The organism is Ornithinimicrobium pratense, assembly GCF_008843165.1.
In the GTDB taxonomy this organism is placed as follows: domain Bacteria; phylum Actinomycetota; class Actinomycetes; order Actinomycetales; family Dermatophilaceae; genus Ornithinicoccus; species Ornithinicoccus pratensis.
The window spans coordinates 2,560,662-2,578,509 of the sequence record NZ_CP044427.1 but is presented as its reverse complement, the minus strand read 5'-3'; the positions used below and the strand labels follow the sequence as shown (position 1 = coordinate 2,578,509).

General features: G+C 67.0%; 12 protein-coding genes and 3 rRNA genes. 10 read left to right on the top strand and 5 right to left on the bottom strand.

All coding sequences use genetic code 11. The features are described 5' to 3' along the window. The first annotated feature begins 1 nt into the window (after position 1). From FY030_RS11805 to FY030_RS11780, 6 genes are all read left to right on the top strand, one after another. On the top strand, positions 2–850 hold the full coding sequence (locus FY030_RS11805; protein WP_158061676.1) for a tRNA pseudouridine synthase A: 849 nt from the start codon (positions 2–4) through the stop codon (positions 848–850). Between the two features lie 10 nt (positions 851–860). Continuing rightward, a complete protein-coding gene (locus tag FY030_RS11800) occupies positions 861–1,835 on the top strand; it encodes a zinc-binding dehydrogenase (RefSeq protein ID WP_158061675.1) in 975 nt (324 codons plus the stop codon). Positions 1,836–2,328: 493 nt separating this feature from the next. After that, positions 2,329–3,852, top strand: a 16S ribosomal RNA gene (locus FY030_RS11795). Between the two features lie 414 nt (positions 3,853–4,266). Further along, positions 4,267–7,402, top strand: a 23S ribosomal RNA gene (locus FY030_RS11790). Positions 7,403–7,504: 102 nt separating this feature from the next. Next, positions 7,505–7,621 (top strand): 5S ribosomal RNA (rrf, locus tag FY030_RS11785). Together the 16S, 23S and 5S rRNA genes form the textbook arrangement of a ribosomal RNA operon. 61 nt (positions 7,622–7,682) lie before the next feature. After that, positions 7,683–10,001: a 6-phosphofructokinase gene (locus FY030_RS11780; RefSeq protein WP_202879700.1), complete on the top strand. Its 2,319-nt coding sequence runs from the start codon at positions 7,683–7,685 to the stop codon at positions 9,999–10,001. 60 nt (positions 10,002–10,061) lie between these two features. Here the strand turns inward: FY030_RS11780 and FY030_RS11775 are convergent, their stop codons facing one another. After that, complete coding sequence (locus FY030_RS11775) at positions 10,062–10,706, bottom strand: winged helix-turn-helix domain-containing protein (protein ID WP_158061674.1); 645 nt, start codon at positions 10,704–10,706, stop codon at positions 10,062–10,064. A gap of 181 nt (positions 10,707–10,887) precedes the next feature. Between FY030_RS11775 and rplM the strand changes: the two genes are divergently transcribed. The 3 genes from rplM to glmM all read left to right on the top strand — a co-directional run bounded on the left by rplM (position 10,888) and on the right by glmM (position 13,335). Further along, the gene (gene rplM / locus FY030_RS11770) at positions 10,888–11,331 is read left to right on the top strand and encodes a 50S ribosomal protein L13 (RefSeq protein WP_158061673.1); all 444 of its coding nucleotides are present in this window, start codon (positions 10,888–10,890) and stop codon (positions 11,329–11,331) included. 11 nt (positions 11,332–11,342) lie between these two features. Next, a complete protein-coding gene (rpsI, locus tag FY030_RS11765; protein WP_158061672.1) occupies positions 11,343–11,846 on the top strand; it encodes a 30S ribosomal protein S9 in 504 nt (167 codons plus the stop codon). Positions 11,847–11,988: 142 nt separating this feature from the next. Then, complete coding sequence (gene glmM / locus FY030_RS11760; RefSeq protein ID WP_158061671.1) at positions 11,989–13,335, top strand: phosphoglucosamine mutase; 1,347 nt, start codon at positions 11,989–11,991, stop codon at positions 13,333–13,335. Here the strand turns inward: glmM and FY030_RS11755 are convergent. The 4 genes from FY030_RS11755 to glpX all read right to left on the bottom strand — a co-directional run bounded on the left by FY030_RS11755 (position 13,313) and on the right by glpX (position 17,061). Continuing rightward, positions 13,313–14,431: a MauE/DoxX family redox-associated membrane protein gene (locus FY030_RS11755; protein ID WP_158061670.1), complete on the bottom strand. Its 1,119-nt coding sequence runs from the start codon at positions 14,429–14,431 to the stop codon at positions 13,313–13,315. The genes glmM and FY030_RS11755 overlap by 23 nt on opposite strands. 82 nt (positions 14,432–14,513) lie before the next feature. Continuing rightward, positions 14,514–15,017, bottom strand: coding sequence for a beta-class carbonic anhydrase (locus FY030_RS11750; RefSeq protein ID WP_158061669.1), 504 nt, complete (start codon positions 15,015–15,017; stop codon positions 14,514–14,516). A gap of 89 nt (positions 15,018–15,106) precedes the next feature. Beyond that, a complete protein-coding gene (locus FY030_RS11745; protein ID WP_158061668.1) occupies positions 15,107–16,039 on the bottom strand; it encodes a carbohydrate kinase family protein in 933 nt (310 codons plus the stop codon). Continuing rightward, the gene (gene glpX / locus FY030_RS11740) at positions 16,036–17,061 is read right to left on the bottom strand and encodes a class II fructose-bisphosphatase (RefSeq protein WP_158061667.1); all 1,026 of its coding nucleotides are present in this window, start codon (positions 17,059–17,061) and stop codon (positions 16,036–16,038) included. The genes FY030_RS11745 and glpX overlap by 4 nt, the downstream gene beginning before the upstream one ends. A 124-nt stretch (positions 17,062–17,185) precedes the next feature. Between glpX and FY030_RS11735 the strand changes: the two genes are divergently transcribed. Further along, positions 17,186–17,812 carry a DUF4245 domain-containing protein gene (locus tag FY030_RS11735; RefSeq protein ID WP_192498586.1) on the top strand — a complete coding sequence of 209 codons (627 nt, stop codon included), beginning with the start codon at positions 17,186–17,188 and terminating at the stop codon, positions 17,810–17,812. Positions 17,813–17,848 lie beyond the last annotated feature (36 nt).

Here is a 17,848-nt window from a genome sequence, read left to right as displayed (position 1 = left end):
GATGGGGGCCGTGCGTGTGCGCCTGGACTTCGCCTACGACGGGACCGACTTCTCCGGCTGGGCCCGGCAGCCCGGCCTGCGCACGGTGGAGGGGGAACTGGCCGGAGCGCTGGGGACGGTGCTGCGCGTCCCGCCGCCGCGGCTGACGGTGGGCGGCCGGACGGACGCGGGCGTGCACGCCCGCGGCTCCGTCTGCCATCTGGACGTCTCCGAAGGAGTATGGGGTGCACTGCCCGGGCGCTCGGACCGCACGCCCGGCGTCGCCCTGGTGGTCCGCCTGCGTGGGGTGCTGCCCGAGGACGTCGTGGTGCGCGCCGCCACCGAGGTCCCCGAGGCCTTCGACGCCCGCTTCTCGGCGCTGCGCCGGCGCTACACCTACCGCATCTGCGACCGGGCCGAACGGCTCGACCCGCTGCGCCGCAGGGACACCGTCGTCGTGCGCCGGCCGCTGGAGGTCTCGGCAATGGACGCCGCGGCTCGGTCGCTCGAGGGGCTGCGCGACTTCGCGGCGTTCTGCCGCCCCCGGGCGGGCGCCACCACGGTGCGGACGCTGTTGCGACATACCTGGCGACGCGACGAGGAGGGCATCCTGGTGGGGACGGTGGAGGCCGACGCGTTCTGCCACAGCATGGTCCGGGCTCTGGTCGGCTCGGTCGTTCCGGTGGGGGAGGGGCGGCGTCCGGTCACCTGGCCCGAGGAGGTCGCCGAACGGGCACTGCGCGACCCGGGCGTGCAGGTGATGCCGGCCCACGGGTTGTGCCTGGAGGAGATCACCTACCCCGAGGGGGCACAGGCGCTGGCCGCCCGAGACCAGGAGAGTCGCGCGGTGCGCTTCCTGCCCGAGCAGTAGGGTGACCGGCATGCTGGCTGCGTATGCCGAGTCCCTCCACCCCGACGACCCGCTCGCCGGTCTGCGGGTCGACGAACGTCCCGAGCCGCAGGAGCAGCCCGGCTGGACGGTCCTGCCCGTTGTGGCAGCGGGGCTGAACCATCACGACCTGTGGTCGCTGCGGGGGGTGGGCCTGCCGGAGGACCGGCTACCGATGATCCTGGGCTGCGACGCGGTCGCCCAGCACCCCGAGGACGGGGAGGTGGTTGTCTACCCCGTGGTCTCCGGCACACCGGGTTGGACCGGCGAGATCACCCTCGACCCGCGCCGCTCGCTGCTCTCCGAGCTGCACCAGGGCACGCTGGCCGAGCTGGTGACCGTTCCCGAGGGGCACTGGGTGCCCAAGCCGGAGCACCTGGACGCCGTGGAGGCCGCCGCGCTCTCCACCTCGTGGCTGACGGCCTACCGGATGCTCTTCACCCGGGCAGAGGTGCGGCCAGGTGACACGGTGCTGGTGCAGGGTGCGGGGGGTGCCGTCTCGACCGCCCTCATCCAGCTCGGCCGAGCCGCAGGGCTGACCGTCTGGGCCGCCGGCCGCGACGAGGACAAGCTGCACAGGGCGCAGGAGCTGGGTGCGGCCAGGACCTTCGAGGTGGGGGAGCGGTTGCCGGCTCGGGTGGACGCGGTCCTGGAGAGCGTGGGTGCGGCGACCTGGTCGCACTCGGTCAACGCGCTGCGCCCAGGGGGGACGATCGTCATCTGCGGGGCCACGTCCGGCGACGCTCCGCCCAAGGCCGAGCTGACCAAGATCTTCTTCAAGCAGCTGCGGGTGCTCGGCTCCACGATGGGCAGCCTGGAGGAGCTGGCCGCGCTGAGCCGGTTCGTTCAGACGGCGGGGCTGCGCCCCGTCGTCGACAGCACCTTCCCCCTGGCGCAGGCGGGAGAAGCGCTGGCGAAGATGGAGCGCGGGGACGTCGTGGGCAAGATCGGCATCACCGTCGGGTGACGGCCGCGGCTTGGACAGGGGCCAGCCAGGCGGCCCGCGGCTGAGTTCAGCGTCTCATCAGGGCTCTGACCTGCGCGGATACGGTCCCAGCCGCCCGTCCGTGTCCTGACCCCGGCGCCGATTTGCCTCGTGGGCCGAAGACGCTGTAAAGTTGCATCTCGCTGCTGGACGCGAAAGCGGAGGCGGCCCAGCCCATCGGCACCCACGTCCACCAACATCCACCAGGATGACGGTTTGGACTAGGGCAGCAGATCAGGTAGGCTGGAGAGGTTGCCCCGGACGGGGAAGGCCCACAGGCCGGACTCGTCGGTGTGTGTCCGATTCTTGAGAACTCAACAGCGTGTCAGATTTATTGATGCCATAGTTTGTTTGTCGTGCCTGGTTTGGTTTTGGCTGGGTTGGGTGCGGCGTTTTTTTGACTGCCATGTTCTGGCCCCCCGCTGGGGTGTGGTGGTTTTGCTTGTGATCTGGCTCTTGATAAGGGTTTAGGTTTTTATCGGAGAGTTTGATCCTGGCTCAGGACGAACGCTGGCGGCGTGCTTAACACATGCAAGTCGAACGATGAAGCGCAGCTTGCTGCGTGGATTAGTGGCGAACGGGTGAGTAACACGTGAGTAACCTGCCCTCCACTCTGGGATAACTCCGGGAAACCGGTGCTAATACTGGATATGACTGCTGCCTGCATGGGTGGTGGTGGAAAGATTTATTGGTGGTGGATGGACTCGCGGCCTATCAGCTTGTTGGTGGGGTAATGGCCTACCAAGGCGACGACGGGTAGCCGGCCTGAGAGGGTGACCGGCCACACTGGGACTGAGACACGGCCCAGACTCCTACGGGAGGCAGCAGTGGGGAATATTGCACAATGGGCGAAAGCCTGATGCAGCGACGCCGCGTGCGGGATGACGGCCTTCGGGTTGTAAACCGCTTTCAGCTCTGACGAAGCTTTTTGTGACGGTAGGAGCAGAAGAAGCACCGGCTAACTACGTGCCAGCAGCCGCGGTAATACGTAGGGTGCGAGCGTTGTCCGGAATTATTGGGCGTAAAGAGCTTGTAGGCGGCTTGTCACGTCTGCTGTGAAAGCCCGGGGCTTAACCCCGGGTCTGCAGTGGGTACGGGCAGGCTAGAGTGTGGTAGGGGAGACTGGAATTCCTGGTGTAGCGGTGGAATGCGCAGATATCAGGAGGAACACCGATGGCGAAGGCAGGTCTCTGGGCCATTACTGACGCTGAGAAGCGAAAGCGTGGGGAGCGAACAGGATTAGATACCCTGGTAGTCCACGCCGTAAACGTTGGGCGCTAGGTGTGGGTCCCATTCCACGGGGTCCGTGCCGCAGCTAACGCATTAAGCGCCCCGCCTGGGGAGTACGGCCGCAAGGCTAAAACTCAAAGGAATTGACGGGGGCCCGCACAAGCGGCGGAGCATGCGGATTAATTCGATGCAACGCGAAGAACCTTACCAAGGCTTGACATGCACCGGACGACTGCAGAGATGTGGTTTCCCTTTGTGGCTGGTGCACAGGTGGTGCATGGTTGTCGTCAGCTCGTGTCGTGAGATGTTGGGTTAAGTCCCGCAACGAGCGCAACCCTCGTTCTATGTTGCCAGCGGTTCGGCCGGGGACTCATAGGAGACTGCCGGGGTCAACTCGGAGGAAGGTGGGGATGACGTCAAATCATCATGCCCCTTACGTCTTGGGCTTCACGCATGCTACAATGGCCGGTACAAAGGGCTGCGATCCCGTGAGGGGGAGCGAATCCCAGAAAGCCGGTCTCAGTTCGGATTGGGGTCTGCAACTCGACCCCATGAAGTCGGAGTCGCTAGTAATCGCAGATCAGCAACGCTGCGGTGAATACGTTCCCGGGCCTTGTACACACCGCCCGTCAAGTCACGAAAGTTGGTAACACCCGAAGCCGGTGGCCCAACCCCTTGTGGGAGGGAGCTGTCGAAGGTGGGACTGGCGATTGGGACTAAGTCGTAACAAGGTAGCCGTACCGGAAGGTGCGGCTGGATCACCTCCTTTCTAAGGAGCTCAACGGCCTCGCTTGACTGTAGTGGTCGGGTGGGGTTGGTGGCCGCGTGGTGCACCCGAGTGTGGTGCCCGTGGTTGCTCTGGGTGGAACATCGATGGATCAGTTGCTGCGCCTTTTCTGGTTGCTGCGCATGTGAGTACGGCTCTTGCCTTTTGGGTGGGGGTGTGGAAAGTGTGGTGGTGGTTGGTGGGTGTGGTGCTTGGCACGCTGTTGGGTCCTGAAGGCTCGGACCTCTTGTCTCCTGGGACGCACTGTTGGTGTGTCGCTGGGGGGTGGGGTTGGGTGTCTTCGATGCTGGGGCCGTGTGCATGTCCACCTGTTGGGTGGGTGTGTGTGTGGTTGGCCTGGTTGTTGGTTGAGAACTGTACAGTGGACGCGAGCATCTTAAGTCTTTGTGTGACTTTTGTTAAGTTTTTAAGAGCGCACGGTGGATGCCTTGGCACCAAGAACCGAAGAAGGACGTAGGAATCTGCGATAAGCCTCGGGGAGTCGATAACCAGACTGTGATCCGAGGGTGTCCGAATGGGGAAACCCGGCCAGCTTCATCGCTGGTCACCCGCACCTGAATATATAGGGTGTGTGGAGGGAACGTGGGGAAGTGAAACATCTCAGTACCCACAGGAAGAGAAAACAACATGTGATTCCGTGAGTAGTGGCGAGCGAAAGCGGATGAGGCTAAACCGGCATTGTGTGATACCTGGTAGGGGTTGCAGTGTCGGGGTTGTGGGAGTGTCACGTTCTGGGTCTACCAGCCCGGTGCACAGTAAGAAATTCTGCGTGTAGGTGAAAGGTCTGGAAAGGCCTGGCGAAGACGGTGAGACCCCGGTAGCCGAAACATGTGGGACTGTGTGTGATGCCACCCGAGTAGTACGGGGCCCGAGAAATCCCGTACGAATCTGGCAGGACCACCTGCTAAGCCTAAATATTACTTGGTGACCGATAGCGGACAAGTACCGTGAGGGAAAGGTGAAAAGTACCCCGGGAGGGGAGTGAAATAGTTCCTGAAACCGTGCGCTTACAATCCGTCGGAGCTTTGCACTTTGTGTGGGGTGACGGCGTGCCTTTTGAAGAATGAGCCTGCGAGTTAGTGCTCAGTGGCGAGGTTAACCCGTGTGGGGTAGCCGTAGCGAAAGCGAGTCCGAATAGGGCGTTTGAGTCGCTGGGTCTAGACCCGAAGCGGAGTGATCTACCCATGGCCAGGGTGAAGCGCGGGTAAGACCGCGTGGAGGCCCGAACCCACTTAGGTTGAAAACTGAGGGGATGAGCTGTGGGTAGGGGTGAAAGGCCAATCAAACTCCGTGATAGCTGGTTCTCCCCGAAATGCATTTAGGTGCAGCGTCATGTGTTTCTTGCCGGAGGTAGAGCTACTGGATGGCTGATGGGCCTTACCGGGTTACTGACGTCAGCCAAACTCCGAATGCCGGTAAGTAAGAGCATGGCAGTGAGACTGCGGGGGATAAGCTTCGTAGTCGAGAGGGAAACAGCCCAGATCACCAGCTAAGGTCCCTAAGCGTGTGCTAAGTGGGAAAGGATGTGGAGTTGCGAAGACAACCAGGAGGTTGGCTTAGAAGCAGCCACCCTTTAAAGAGTGCGTAATAGCTCACTGGTCAAGTGATTCCGCGCCGACAATGTAGCGGGGCTCAAGCACACCACCGAAGCTGTGGCACCAGCATTTTGCTCGGCCTGTCCCTTTGTGGGGTGGGTCCAGGCGTGTTGGTGGGTAGGGGAGCGTCGTGCCGGGAGTGAAGCATCCGAGTGATCGAGGTGTGGATCCGGCACGAGTGAGAATGCAGGCATGAGTAGCGAATGAAGAGTGAGAAACTCTTCCGCCGAATAACCAAGGGTTCCAGGGTCAAGCTAATCTGCCCTGGGTAAGTCGGGACCTAAGGCGAGGCCGACAGGCGTAGTCGATGGACATCCGGTTGATATTCCGGAACCGGCGAAGAACCGCCCAATGCTGAATCCGGTGATGCTAAGCGCCCGAACCGTCCAACTCGGTCAGATGCCTTCGGGTGTGTGACTGTGGGCGGGGAGCGCGTGACCCGAGCCGGTAGTAGGTAAGCGATGGAAGGACGCAGGAAGGTAGCCTCCGCGTGGCGATGGTTGTCCACGTCTAAGAGCGCAGGGCCGGGGAGTGGTAAGTCCGCCCCATCAGTGCCCGAGGCTTGATAGTGACCACGTATGTGGGAAGTAGGGTGATCCTATGCTGCCAAGAAAAGTTCCTAGCGAGGTTCGAGCCGCCCGTACCCCAAACCGACTCAGGTGGTTAGGTAGAGAATACCAAGGCGATCGAGTGAATCGTGGTTAAGGAACTCGGCAAAATGCCCCCGTAACTTCGGGAGAAGGGGGGCCGGACGCGTGAAACCCGTTGCGGGTTAGCGCTGATGGCCGCAGAGACCAGGGAGAAGCGACTGTTTACTAAAAACACAGGTCCGTGCGAAGTCGCAAGACGATGTATACGGACTGACGCCTGCCCGGTGCTGGAACGTTAAGGGGACGGGTTAGCCGCAAGGCGAAGCTCTGAACTTAAGCGCCAGTAAACGGCGGTGGTAACTATAACCATCCTAAGGTAGCGAAATTCCTTGTCGGGTAAGTTCCGACCTGCACGAATGGCGTAACGACTTCTCCACTGTCTCAACCGCGAACTCGGCGAAATTGCACTACGAGTAAAGATGCTCGTTACGCGCAGCAGGACGGAAAGACCCCGGGACCTTTACTATAGCTTGGTATTGGTGTTCGGTACGGCTTGTGTAGGATAGGTGGGAGACTGTGAAGCAGCCACGCCAGTGGTTGTGGAGTCATCGTTGAAATACCACTCTGGTCGTTCTGAATGTCTAACCTCGGTCCGTGATCCGGATCAGGGACAGTGCCTGGTGGGTAGTTTAACTGGGGCGGTTGCCTCCTAAAGGGTAACGGAGGCGCCCAAAGGTTCCCTCAGCCTGGTTGGTAATCAGGTGTCGAGTGTAAGTGCACAAGGGAGCTTGACTGTGAGACAGACATGTCGAGCAGAGACGAAAGTCGGGACTAGTGACCCGACGGTGGCTTGTGGAAGCGCCGTCGCTCAACGGATAAAAGGTACCCCGGGGATAACAGGCTGATCCTGCCCAAGAGCTCATATCGACGGCATGGTTTGGCACCTCGATGTCGGCTCGTCGCATCCTGGGGCTGGAGTCGGTCCCAAGGGTTGGGCTGTTCGCCCATTAAAGCGGTACGCGAGCTGGGTTTAGAACGTCGTGAGACAGTTCGGTCCCTATCCGCTGCGCGCGGAGGAAACTTGAGAAGAGCTGTCCCTAGTACGAGAGGACCGGGATGGACGAACCTCTGGTGTGTCAGTTGTCCTGCCAAGGGCACCGCTGATTAGCTACGTTCGGACGTGATAACCGCTGAAAGCATCTAAGCGGGAAGCACACTTCAAGATGAGGTTTCCATGCACCTTTGGTGTGAGAGGCTCCCAGCTAGACTACTGGGTTGATAGGCCGGACGTGGAAGCACAGTAATGTGTGAAGCTGACCGGTACTAATAAGCCGATAACTTAACAATACTTATGTCACACGAACGATTTTGTGTGCGCGTCCACTGTACGGTTCCCGACCCATAACCAGCACACTCAGTGTGTGAGAGTTGAATAAGGGTTGATCGTGTTACGGCGGTCATAGCGTCAGGGAAACGCCCGGTCACATTCCGAACCCGGAAGCTAAGCCTGACAGCGCCGATGGTACTGCACTGGAGACGGTGTGGGAGAGTAGGACACCGCCGGACCTCTTTTCAAAGGCCCGCCCGGAGCGATCCGGGCGGGCCTTTGTCATGCCAAGATGGGCTCGTGACTGCCGACGTGCCCCGTTCCCCTTCTGACCTCGGCCCCCGGATTGGTCTGCTGACCTCTGGCGGTGACTCCCCGGGGATGAACGCGGCGATCCGGGCCGTGGTGCGTGCCACTCTCCGGTTGGGCGGGCAGCCCTACGCCATTCACGAGGGATGGGCCGGTGCCGTCGCTGGAGGGGTTGCCATCCGGGCCCTCACCTGGGATGACGTGGGTGGCATCCTGCACATGGGGGGGACCGTGCTAGGGGCGGCCCGGTGCCCGGAGTTCCGCACCCGGGAGGGTTTGCGGGCCGCCGCCCGCAACCTGGTGCAGCACGGCATCGACCGACTCATCGTCATTGGCGGCGACGGGTCGCTGCGGGGGACCGAGGAGTTCCGCGACGAGTGGCCCTCCTTGCTGGAAGAACTGCATGAGGAGGGAGCCATCACGGCCGGGCAACGGCAGGCGCACCGCGCCTTGACCGTAGCCGGCCTGGTCGGCTCCATCGACAATGACATGGCCGGCACCGACATGACTATCGGCGCCGACACGGCGCTGCACCGGATCCTGGAAGCCATCGACGCGCTGCGGTCGACGGCGGCCAGCCACCAGCGCACGTTTGTGGTGGAGGTGATGGGCCGGCACTGCGGCTACCTGGCCTTGATGGCGGCCGTCGCGGGTGCGGCGGACGCGGTGCTCATCCCCGAGGATCCCCCGGCTCCCGACTGGCCGGATGCCCTGGTCAGCCGGCTGCGGGCCTCGCGCGAGGCTGGCCTGCGTGACCTGATCGTGGTGGTGGCCGAGGGTGCGACGGACTCCACCGGGCGGCCGATCAGCAGTCATGAGGTCGGGGAAGTGGTCACCGAGGGCCTGGGTGGGGAGGGTGCCAGGGTGACCATTCTCGGTCATGTGCAGCGCGGGGGGCGGCCGTCAGCTTATGACCGCTGGATGCCCACGCTGTTGGGGTATGCCGCGGTGCAGCAGGTGCTGCACGGCACGGACATCCCCGCCCAGGTGGTCGGGGTCCGGAACAACCGGTTGGTGCCGTTGCCCCTCGCCACGCTGGTGCGAGACACCACCGCGGTCAAGACGTCCGTGGAGCAGGGAGACTTCGCTGCCGCCGGGGCAGCGCGCGGCAGGTCCTTCTCGGGGCTGAGCGAGATCGTCGCCGAGCTGTGTGCCCCGCCGAGGATGCCCGGGCGGCTCGCGGACCCGCGCGGCGCCGCATACCCCCCGACGCCGACCCGGGCACCGCGCCGCATCGCGGTCCTGCACGCAGGCGGAGTGGCGCCGGGCATGAACACCGCCGTCCGCACCCTGGTGCGGTCCACCTCCGTGACGGGGGACGTGGTCCTGGGCGTGCGCGGCTCGGTCCCCGGGCTGGTCGCCGGCCGGGTGGCCGCCCTGGACTGGGCAGACTTGGGCGACTGGGTCGGACGCGCAGGGGCCGAGCTCGGCACCCGCAGGATCGTTCCCGACCCCGACCAGGCCGCGCAGATCGCCGAGACCCTGGTCCGCGAGGGGATCGACGCTCTGGTCATGGTGGGGGGCATCGAGGCGTACCGGACAGCGGCCGTCCTGCACCAGGCCCGGGTGGCGCATCCGGCGCTGGCGATCCCGATGGTGTGTGTCCCGGCGACGATCGACAACAACCTGCCTGGGGCCGAGCTCTCCATCGGCGCCGACACCGCCCTCAACACCATCACCGCGGCCCTGGACAAGATCCGCATGTCTGCCTCCGCCACCCAACGGTGCTTTGTGGTGGAGACGATGGGCGGGCCTTGCGGCTACCTGGCGATGATGAGCGGGCTCGCGGCGGGCGCCGAGCGGGTCTACCTGCCGGAGGAGGACATCGGGATCGCGGATCTGGCCGACGACGCGGAACGGATGACCCGCACCTTCGAGCAGGGTCGGCAGCTGTGGCTGGCGATCCGGGGGGAGCAGGCCAGCGAGCACTACTCGGCCGAGCTCATGACCCGCATCTTCGAAAAGGAGGGCGGCGATCTCTTCGACGTGCGGCAGATCGGGCTGGGTCACGTGCAGACCGGCGGCGAGCCCACGCCGTTCGACCGGTTGCTGGCCACCCGGTTGGCCCGAGCCGCCCTGGCGCACATCGACCACGAGCTGACCACGGGGGAAGCCAGCACCTGCTACGTCGGGGAGGTCAACGGGCAAGAGCGCTTCACGCCCATCACGCAGTTGGCCGAGGACCTGGAGCCCATGGTGGACCGGCCACGCAGCCAGTGGTGGCTGGACCTGCGGTCGATAGGGTCCGTCGTCTCCGACCGGCACGCCAGCAGCCCGGTGGTCGGCGTGCCGGTGACTGACGGCAGCTAGGAGCGCACCGATGACCGTGCCGGTTCAGCGGTGATGCTGCTGGACTGAGGGGGATGCAGATCAAGGCGAGCGGCGGTCGACCGGCAGGGCGCAGGTGTAGACGACCACCCGCTTGGCCAAAGGGTTGCCCTGGCCGACCCGGTGATAGCGCTCCAGGACCTCCAGCAGCTCGGCGCGCAGAGCGGTGGCCTGCTCGGCAGTGACCTGGACCGTGTGGTCCTGCAGCCCGCATACGTCTTGCCAGACGGGGTTCCAGGTGTGCTGCTCAGTCAGCCAGGACCGGGCTCGGTCGCCGAAGTGGGCCAGGTAGTCCAGGGCCAGCCAGTCCACAGCGTGGGCATCGTCCTCATCGACGTCTTCCTCGCCTCCCCCGGCGCTCGCGGTGACCAGGGCAACGTTCTCCTGAGCCACTGCCTCCCATACCCGGCGCCGGCCGGTGCCGGTGCCGGTGTCCTGGACCAGGTCGACGCTCTCGAGCTGACGCAGGTGGTAGGAGGTGGCGCCGGTATGCGTGTCGAGAGCCCTGGCCAGGTCACTGGCGGTCATCCGCCCGTGCACCCGCAGCTCGGCCAGGATCCGGCTGCGCAGGGGGTGGGCCAGGGTGCGCAGCGCGGACCGCTCCGGGGTGCGAGGGCCGCTGCGGGCGGCCCGGCCCCGCTCCCCGGGACGGGTGCCTCCGGCGCCCTCGTCGTTGCGGGCGGTCATGGTCGGCAGCCTACGCGCACAGACTTAGATGCACAATACTTGTGCACGTACGCTCGGCGGGAGGGGTGGCGAGCCTACAGAAAGGGCGTCTGACCTGCTGGTTTGCGTGTTTTGGGCGGGGGAGCGCGCGTCGGTAGACTTGAGGGGTTGCCCAATCACACACCAGACGAAGGTTAGGCAGATGCGAACCTACACCCCCAAGGCCGGCGAGATCACCCGCGCCTGGCACGTCATCGATGCCACGGACGTCGTCCTGGGTCGGCTGGCGTCCCAGACGGCGATCCTGCTGCGCGGCAAGCACAAGACCATCTTTGCCCCGCACGTGGACACCGGTGACCACGTCATCATCATCAACGCGGCGAAGGTGGCCCTCACCGGCGCCAAGCTGGAGCAGAAGAAGGCCTACCGGCACTCCGGCTACCCCGGCGGCCTGAAGGCCGAGAGCTATGAGGAGCTGCTCGAGAAGAACCCCGCCCGGGCCGTGGAGAAGGCCGTGCGCGGCATGATCCCCAAGAACTCCCTCGGGCGCCAGATGCTGACCAAGCTGAAGGTCTACGCCGGCGACACCCACCCGCACTCGGCCCAGCAGCCGGTGCCCTATGAGATCTCCCAGGTCGCGCAGTAAGGAACATGACGATGACTGACATCAACCTCGACGTCGACACCGACGAGTTCGACGAGAACGCGATCTCCGAGTACACCACCGAGTCCGAGACCTCCACCGAGGAGCAGGCCCTCCGCCGCAGTGCTTCTGTCCCCGGTGCCGCCACCGGCCGCCGCAAGCAGGCCGTGGCCCGCGTCCGGATCGTCCCGGGCACCGGTGAGTGGCGGATCAACGGCCGCACGCTGGAGGAGTACTTCCCCAACAAGGTGCACCAGCAGATCGCCGGCGAAGCGCTGGCCCTGCTCGAGCTGGACGGCGCCTATGACGTGCTGGTCCGCGTGCACGGCGGTGGCCCCTCCGGTCAGGCCGGCGCGGTCCGCCTTGGCGTGGCCCGCTCGCTCAACGGTGTGGACCCGGAGCTGAACCGCTCGGCCCTGAAGAAGGCCGGTCTGCTCACCCGGGACGCGCGCGTGCCCGAGCGCAAGAAGGCTGGTCTGAAGAAGGCCCGCAAGGCGCCGCAGTACAGCAAGCGCTGATCCCCGGTCCTGCGGGACCGACCCACGAAGGGGGCGCGACATCCGTCGCGCCCCCTTTCGCGTGCGGCATACTGCCAAGTTGACTGCGGCGGGCGCTGGCCGGCACGCGAATGCAACACCACCTCGAGACAAAGGACCCAGGATGGGACGACTCTTCGGCACCGACGGCGTGCGGGGCCTGGCCAACAAGGACATCACCGCGGAGCTGGCGCTCGACCTGTCGGTGGCGGTGGCGCACGAGCTCGGTGGCCAGAGCGTCTTCGGCGGCCAGCGCGCCACCGCGGTGGTCGGTCGTGACCCCCGGGCCTCCGGAGAGTTCCTCTCCGCGGCCGTCATGGCTGGCCTGGCCTCGGCCGGGGTGGACGTGCTGGACGCTGGCGTGCTGCCTACGCCGGCCATCGCCTACCTCACGGGCAGGATGAACGCGGAGATGGGGGCCATGCTCTCGGCCTCGCACAACGCCATGCCGGACAACGGGCTGAAGTTCTTCGCCCGTGGCGGGCACAAGCTCGCCGACGAGATCGAGGACCGGATCTCCGAACGATTGGGGGAGGGCTGGGAGCGCCCAACCGGTGCGGCCGTGGGCCGCATCCGCCCCTTCCCCGCCGGGGCAGAGTTCTACATGGAGCACCTCCTGAAGGCCGTCCCGGGTCGGCTGGACGGTCTGCGGATCGTGGTCGACGCCGCCCACGGCGCTGCCTCGGTGGTGGGTCCGGAGGTGTTGCGTCGCGCCGGGGCGACCGTCGACGTCATCGGTGGGGACCCCGACGGGCTCAACATCAACGACGGTGCCGGTTCCACCCACCTGGACCTGCTCCAGGAGGCGGTGCGGCTGCGGGGCGCCGACATGGGGGTCGCCTTCGACGGCGATGCCGACCGGTGCCTGGCCGTGGACGCCCTGGGGGAGCAGGTGGACGGCGACCAGATCATGGCGATCCTGGCGGTGTCCCTGCGGGAGCGGGGCTGGCTGCGTCAGGACACGCTCGTGGCCACCGTGATGAGCAACCTGGGCCTGATACAGGCGCTGCGGCGCGAGGGCATCTCGGTGGTCCAGACCGCCGTGGGTGACCGCTACGTGCTGGAGGAGATGCGGGCCAGGGATTTGTCCCTCGGCGGGGAGCAGTCCGGGCACGTGATCATGCTGGACCACGGCACCACCGGTGACGGCGTGCTGACGGCGCTGGCCCTGGCCGAGCGGGTCGTCTCCAGTGGCCGCCCGCTGCACGACCTGGCCGCGGTCATGACGCGGCTGCCGCAGGTGCTGACCAACGTCAAGGGCGTCGACAAGGACCGGGTGGGCAGCGACGAGGCCCTGCAGGCCGAGGTGGCTGCCATCGAGGCAGAGCTCGCCGGGGCGGGCCGGGTGTTGCTGCGCAAGTCCGGCACCGAGCCGGTGGTCCGGGTCATGGTCGAGGCCGACTCTCAGCAGCGGGCCCAAGGGTATGCCGACCGCCTCGCCGGCGTGGTCAAGGAGCGTCTGGCGCTCTGACCCCGTCGGCCCGGACCGGAGCGTCCGGCGCTGTGACCCGCTCGGCCCGGGCCCTTGCAGCGGGATCGCCGGCACCGCTGGGTAGGACGTCGGTCGAGAGTCGGGCGACGAGGTGTTCGATCGCCTCGACCCCGTTGACCGGCCCGTCCATGACCCGTCCGCGGGTGTCGACCAGGACCGCGGCTGGGCTGGCGCCGGCCTGCAGGTCCGAGTAGACCCGGGCCCCGGGGTCCCACCAGACCCCGGGGAGGTGATGGAGGCGGGGCTCCTTCCACGGGACGTGGGTGTGGACCAGCTGCACGCCCAGGTCCGGCAGCCGCTCGCGCCAGTCGGGCAGCCGGTCGATGGTGACCATGGTCGAGCCGCACCAGCAGTCGGCCAGCACCAGCAGCTGAGCCTGCTGGGCGGCCAGCCGGCCCACGGCGATGACCTCGAGGTCGCGATCAACGAGCAGCCCGTCAGCCACGGGACCGGCCGGGGTGCCCGCCTGTTTGTGCGCGCTGGTGGCTGTGCCGGGCTGCTGGCTGGTGACGTGCGCGGAGAAGGCGCCGGCCTGGGGACCCTGGGCACCCTGGTCGCCGCGGGTGCCGAGGACGAGGACGGTCACGGCGGCCAGCGTCACGGTCAGCAGCAGCCATGCCCAGTCCCCGGCGTCGAAGGCTGCGAGCAGGCCGGTGGCCGTCCCACCAAGGAGTGCGACCACGGCGGTGACCAGGGCGAGCGTGAGCAGAATGGTGTTGCGGATCACCGTCCGGCCGGTGATCCGGTGGTCACCCACCCGGCCGAAGCAGGCGCAGGTGGGGCGGGGATCAAAGGTCATCGCCCGGGCGATCAGCACCCAGAAGGCCAGGAAGAGCAGCACCGCGGCCAGCGACCCGAGCGCGAAGGTCCACCGCCACGGCGTCAGCAGCAGGGCCGCCACCGTCAGCTCCGCCCACGGCAGGAGACGGGCGACCGCGGCGTTGGCGACCACGCCGGGCAGCCGTAGCAGCGTCATCATGCTGTGCGTCGACCTCGAGTCCGGCAGTTTGGCCAGCCCGCTGAGGACCAGCACGGCGGCCAGCGTGAGCGGAGCCAGCGCAAGCGCGGGGAGCATGAGGTCAGGCTACGTCAGACGCCGTCGTGGGGGATCGTGCGTTCCGCGGAACGAGGCAGGCCCTGCGGGAGGAACCGACGGCTCACACCAGCTGGTCCAACGCCCCGGTGTCGACGTCGTAGAGGAACCCGCCCACGTCGACGCGGCCGGTGATGAGCGGGTGGGTGGTCACCCGGCGCACGTCCTCCACCAGGGCAGCCTTCTGGTCCTCCACGACGTGGAAGTGCTGCCACCAGGCATCCTGCCCGGAGGCCTCGGTGATCTTCTCGCGCAGATCGTTCTCGCTGAACTTCGTCATCGCGCACCGGGTATGGGGCACGATGAGCACCCGCTTCACGCCCAGCAGGTGCACGCCGAGCACCAGGGCCTCCAGCGCAGCCTCGGTGACCCGGCCTCCCGGGTTGCGGAAGATCTTGGCGTCCCCGTGGGTCAGCCCGACCATGCGCAGCGGCTCGATCCGGCTGTCCATGCAGGTGACGATCGCCACCCCGGCCCGGGCGATCCCGTCGAAACCTTTGAGCTCCTCGGCGTGCGAGGACGCGTAGTCGGCGTTGGCGGCGAGCAGGTCCGCGAAGGCGTCGGTCATGGGGCAGGGCCTTTCGTGCAGGTGGCAGGCAGGTCGCTTTCACCCTAGCGGGGGCCTGGGGACGAGTCGGGCGGGAGCTTCGCCCGCCTTCAGTGGAGGTCGGCGCGACTGGGCGCGGCGGCGCCAGCCCGGCCCACCGTCCACGAGGCGGTGGCGACCGCGCGCCGCAGGGCTGGCTCGAGGTCCTGGGCCGTGGCCCGGCGCAGGCGTTCCCTGGCCTCGCTGCCACCCAGCAGACCGGTGTCGAGGAGCCCGGAGAGCAGTCCTGCCATGAAGGAGTCCCCGGCCCCCACGGTGTCGACCACCTCCACCTGCTGCGCGGGCAGCTCTACGGTTGCCCCGCTGGCCGACAGGTGCGCCAGCGGTCCCTCACCACCGCGGGTCACCACGACCAGCAGCGGGGAGAGCCGGCCCCACTCGCGCGCCACGTCCAGCACCGGTGCGTCGGCATACAGCCACTCGACGTCCTCCAGGCTGGCTTTGACCACGTCGCTGCGGCCCAGGCACTCCTCGATCCGCTGCCGCGCGTCGTCCGGCCGGCCCATGAGCGTCGGTCGGCAGTTCGGGTCATAGGAGACGGTCGCGCCCGCCATCCGCGCCTGCGCCATGAGGTCGACGACCGCGCTGCCACCCGGCTCGACGGTCGCCGCGAGGGACCCGGTGTGCAGGTGCCCGACCCCGCCCAGGTCCTGCTCGCCGAGCCGCCAGGCCAGGTCGAAGTCGTAGGTGGCCACGCCCTCGGCGTCCAGGTGCGCCGTGGCGCTGGAGGTGCGCTCGGCGGCGAGGGAGCCCTCGGTGAGCTGCACGCCATACCCCTCAAGGTGGGCGCGGAGGCGCCGACCGCGGTCGTCGTCAGCCAGGTATGCGGTGAGCCGGCTGGGGTGGCCCAGGGCGGCCAGGCCGACGGCGACGTTGGCGGGGGACCCGCCCACGTGCTCGGCGCGGCGCCCGTCGGGGGAGACGACCACGTCGGTCAGGGCCTCCCCGACGGTCAGCACGACCGGGTCAAGGCGCTGGCTCACACGGCATCCGGGGCGTGCGCGTCGGCGATCGCCGCGACCTTGTCGAGGCGGTGGTGGGAGGTGATCTCCCGGATGGTCCCGGAGCGGGAGCGCATGACGAGGGACTGGGTGATCGCGGCGCCCGAGCCGTAGCGGACACCGCGCAGCAGGGGCCCGCTGGTGATCCCGGTGGCGGCGAAGAAACAGTTGTCGCTGGTGACGAGGTCCTCGGTGGTCAGCACCCGGTCCAGGTCGTGGCCAGCGTCGATCGCCTTCTGCCGCTCGTCGTCGTCCTGGGGCCATAGCCGGCCCTGGATGACCCCACCCGTGGCGCGCATCGCGCAGGCGGTAATGATCCCCTCCGGGGTGCCCCCCACGCCGAGCAGGATGTCCGCCGAGCCCTCCTCGCGGGCGGCGGAAAGGGCGCCGGCCACGTCGCCGTCGGTGATGAACCGCAGACGGGCGCCCGCGTCGCGGACCTGCTGGACGTAGTCCGCGTGGCGCGGCCGGTCGAGCATGACGACGGTGACGTCCTCGACGTGCTTCTTCTTGGCCCGGGCCAGACGCCTCAGGTTCTCCCGGATCGGCAGCCGGATGTCCACCCGGTCGGCGGCATCCGGTCCGACGACCAGCTTGTCCATGTAGAAGACCGCCGAGGGGTCGTACATCGTGCCGCGCTCGGAGACGGCGATGACCGAGATCGCGTTGTCCATGCCCTTGGCGGTGGGGGTGGTGCCCTCGACCGGGTCGACGGCCACGTCCACCTGCGGGCCCTCCCCGTTGCCGACGCGCTCGCCGTTGTAGAGCATCGGCGCCTCGTCCTTCTCACCCTCGCCGATGACGACGATGCCGTCCATGGCGACCTGGCTGATCACCTTGCGCATCGCCTCGACGGCGGCGTTGTCGGCCAGGTTCTTGTCGCCACGGCCCACCCAGCGGCCGGCAGCCAGCGCCGCGGCCTCGGTGACCCGCACCAGCTCCAGGGCGAGGTTGCGGTCGGGGAGCACCTGGTCGGTGGGCTTGGGGGAGCGGTCGGCTGCCATGGGGGCGGACTCCTTCGTCTGGACGGTCAGGCGAGTCCCAGCCTATCCCGGGCCGTGGACGGCGCAGGCGCGGGAGGAGGCGGGCGCGGGAAGACACAGCGCCAAAGGGTGGGACTATGAAGGGGTGAGCACCGCAACACCCCCTACCCAGACACCGGACCGACAGCCCGGCCCGCAGCAGAGCCCGCAGGACAAGCGTCGCAAGCGGCTCGCGTCCTACTCGGTGCGCAATATGGTGCTCTCGGTGCTCCCGGTGGGGGCGCTGGCACTGGTGTGGTGGGCGATCCCCTTCAACCCCGCCGAGCCGGTCCGACCCAACGTCGAGACCGAGGCGACTGCACAGTATGTCGCGCAGCAGTCCGACTTCCCGGTCTGGGTGCCGCAGCCGCCGGAGGAGTGGATCGCGACGGTCGCCTGGTACGAGGCCCGCTACGACGAGATGCCGACCTGGCACATCTCCTACGAGACGCCCGAGGGGGAGTACCTCGCGCTGACCCAGGCCGCAGACGTCACCGATCGCTGGCTCGACGAGGTGCTGCGCAACGGCACCGAGGACCGCGATGTGCAGCTCACCGGGCCCGGCGGCGAGCAGACGTTCACGCAGTTCGAGGGGCCGCGGCCCAGCAACGCCGAGCTGGCTTGGCTGCTCGGGCCGGAGGACACCGGCGGCTCGACCGTCGTCGTGCACGGGACCGCCGGGGCGGTCGCCGAGCTGCCCGAGTTCCTGGAGTCGGTGCGAGCGCGCGACTGACTCGAAGCGGCACACGCTCCGGGCTGAGGCTGAGGC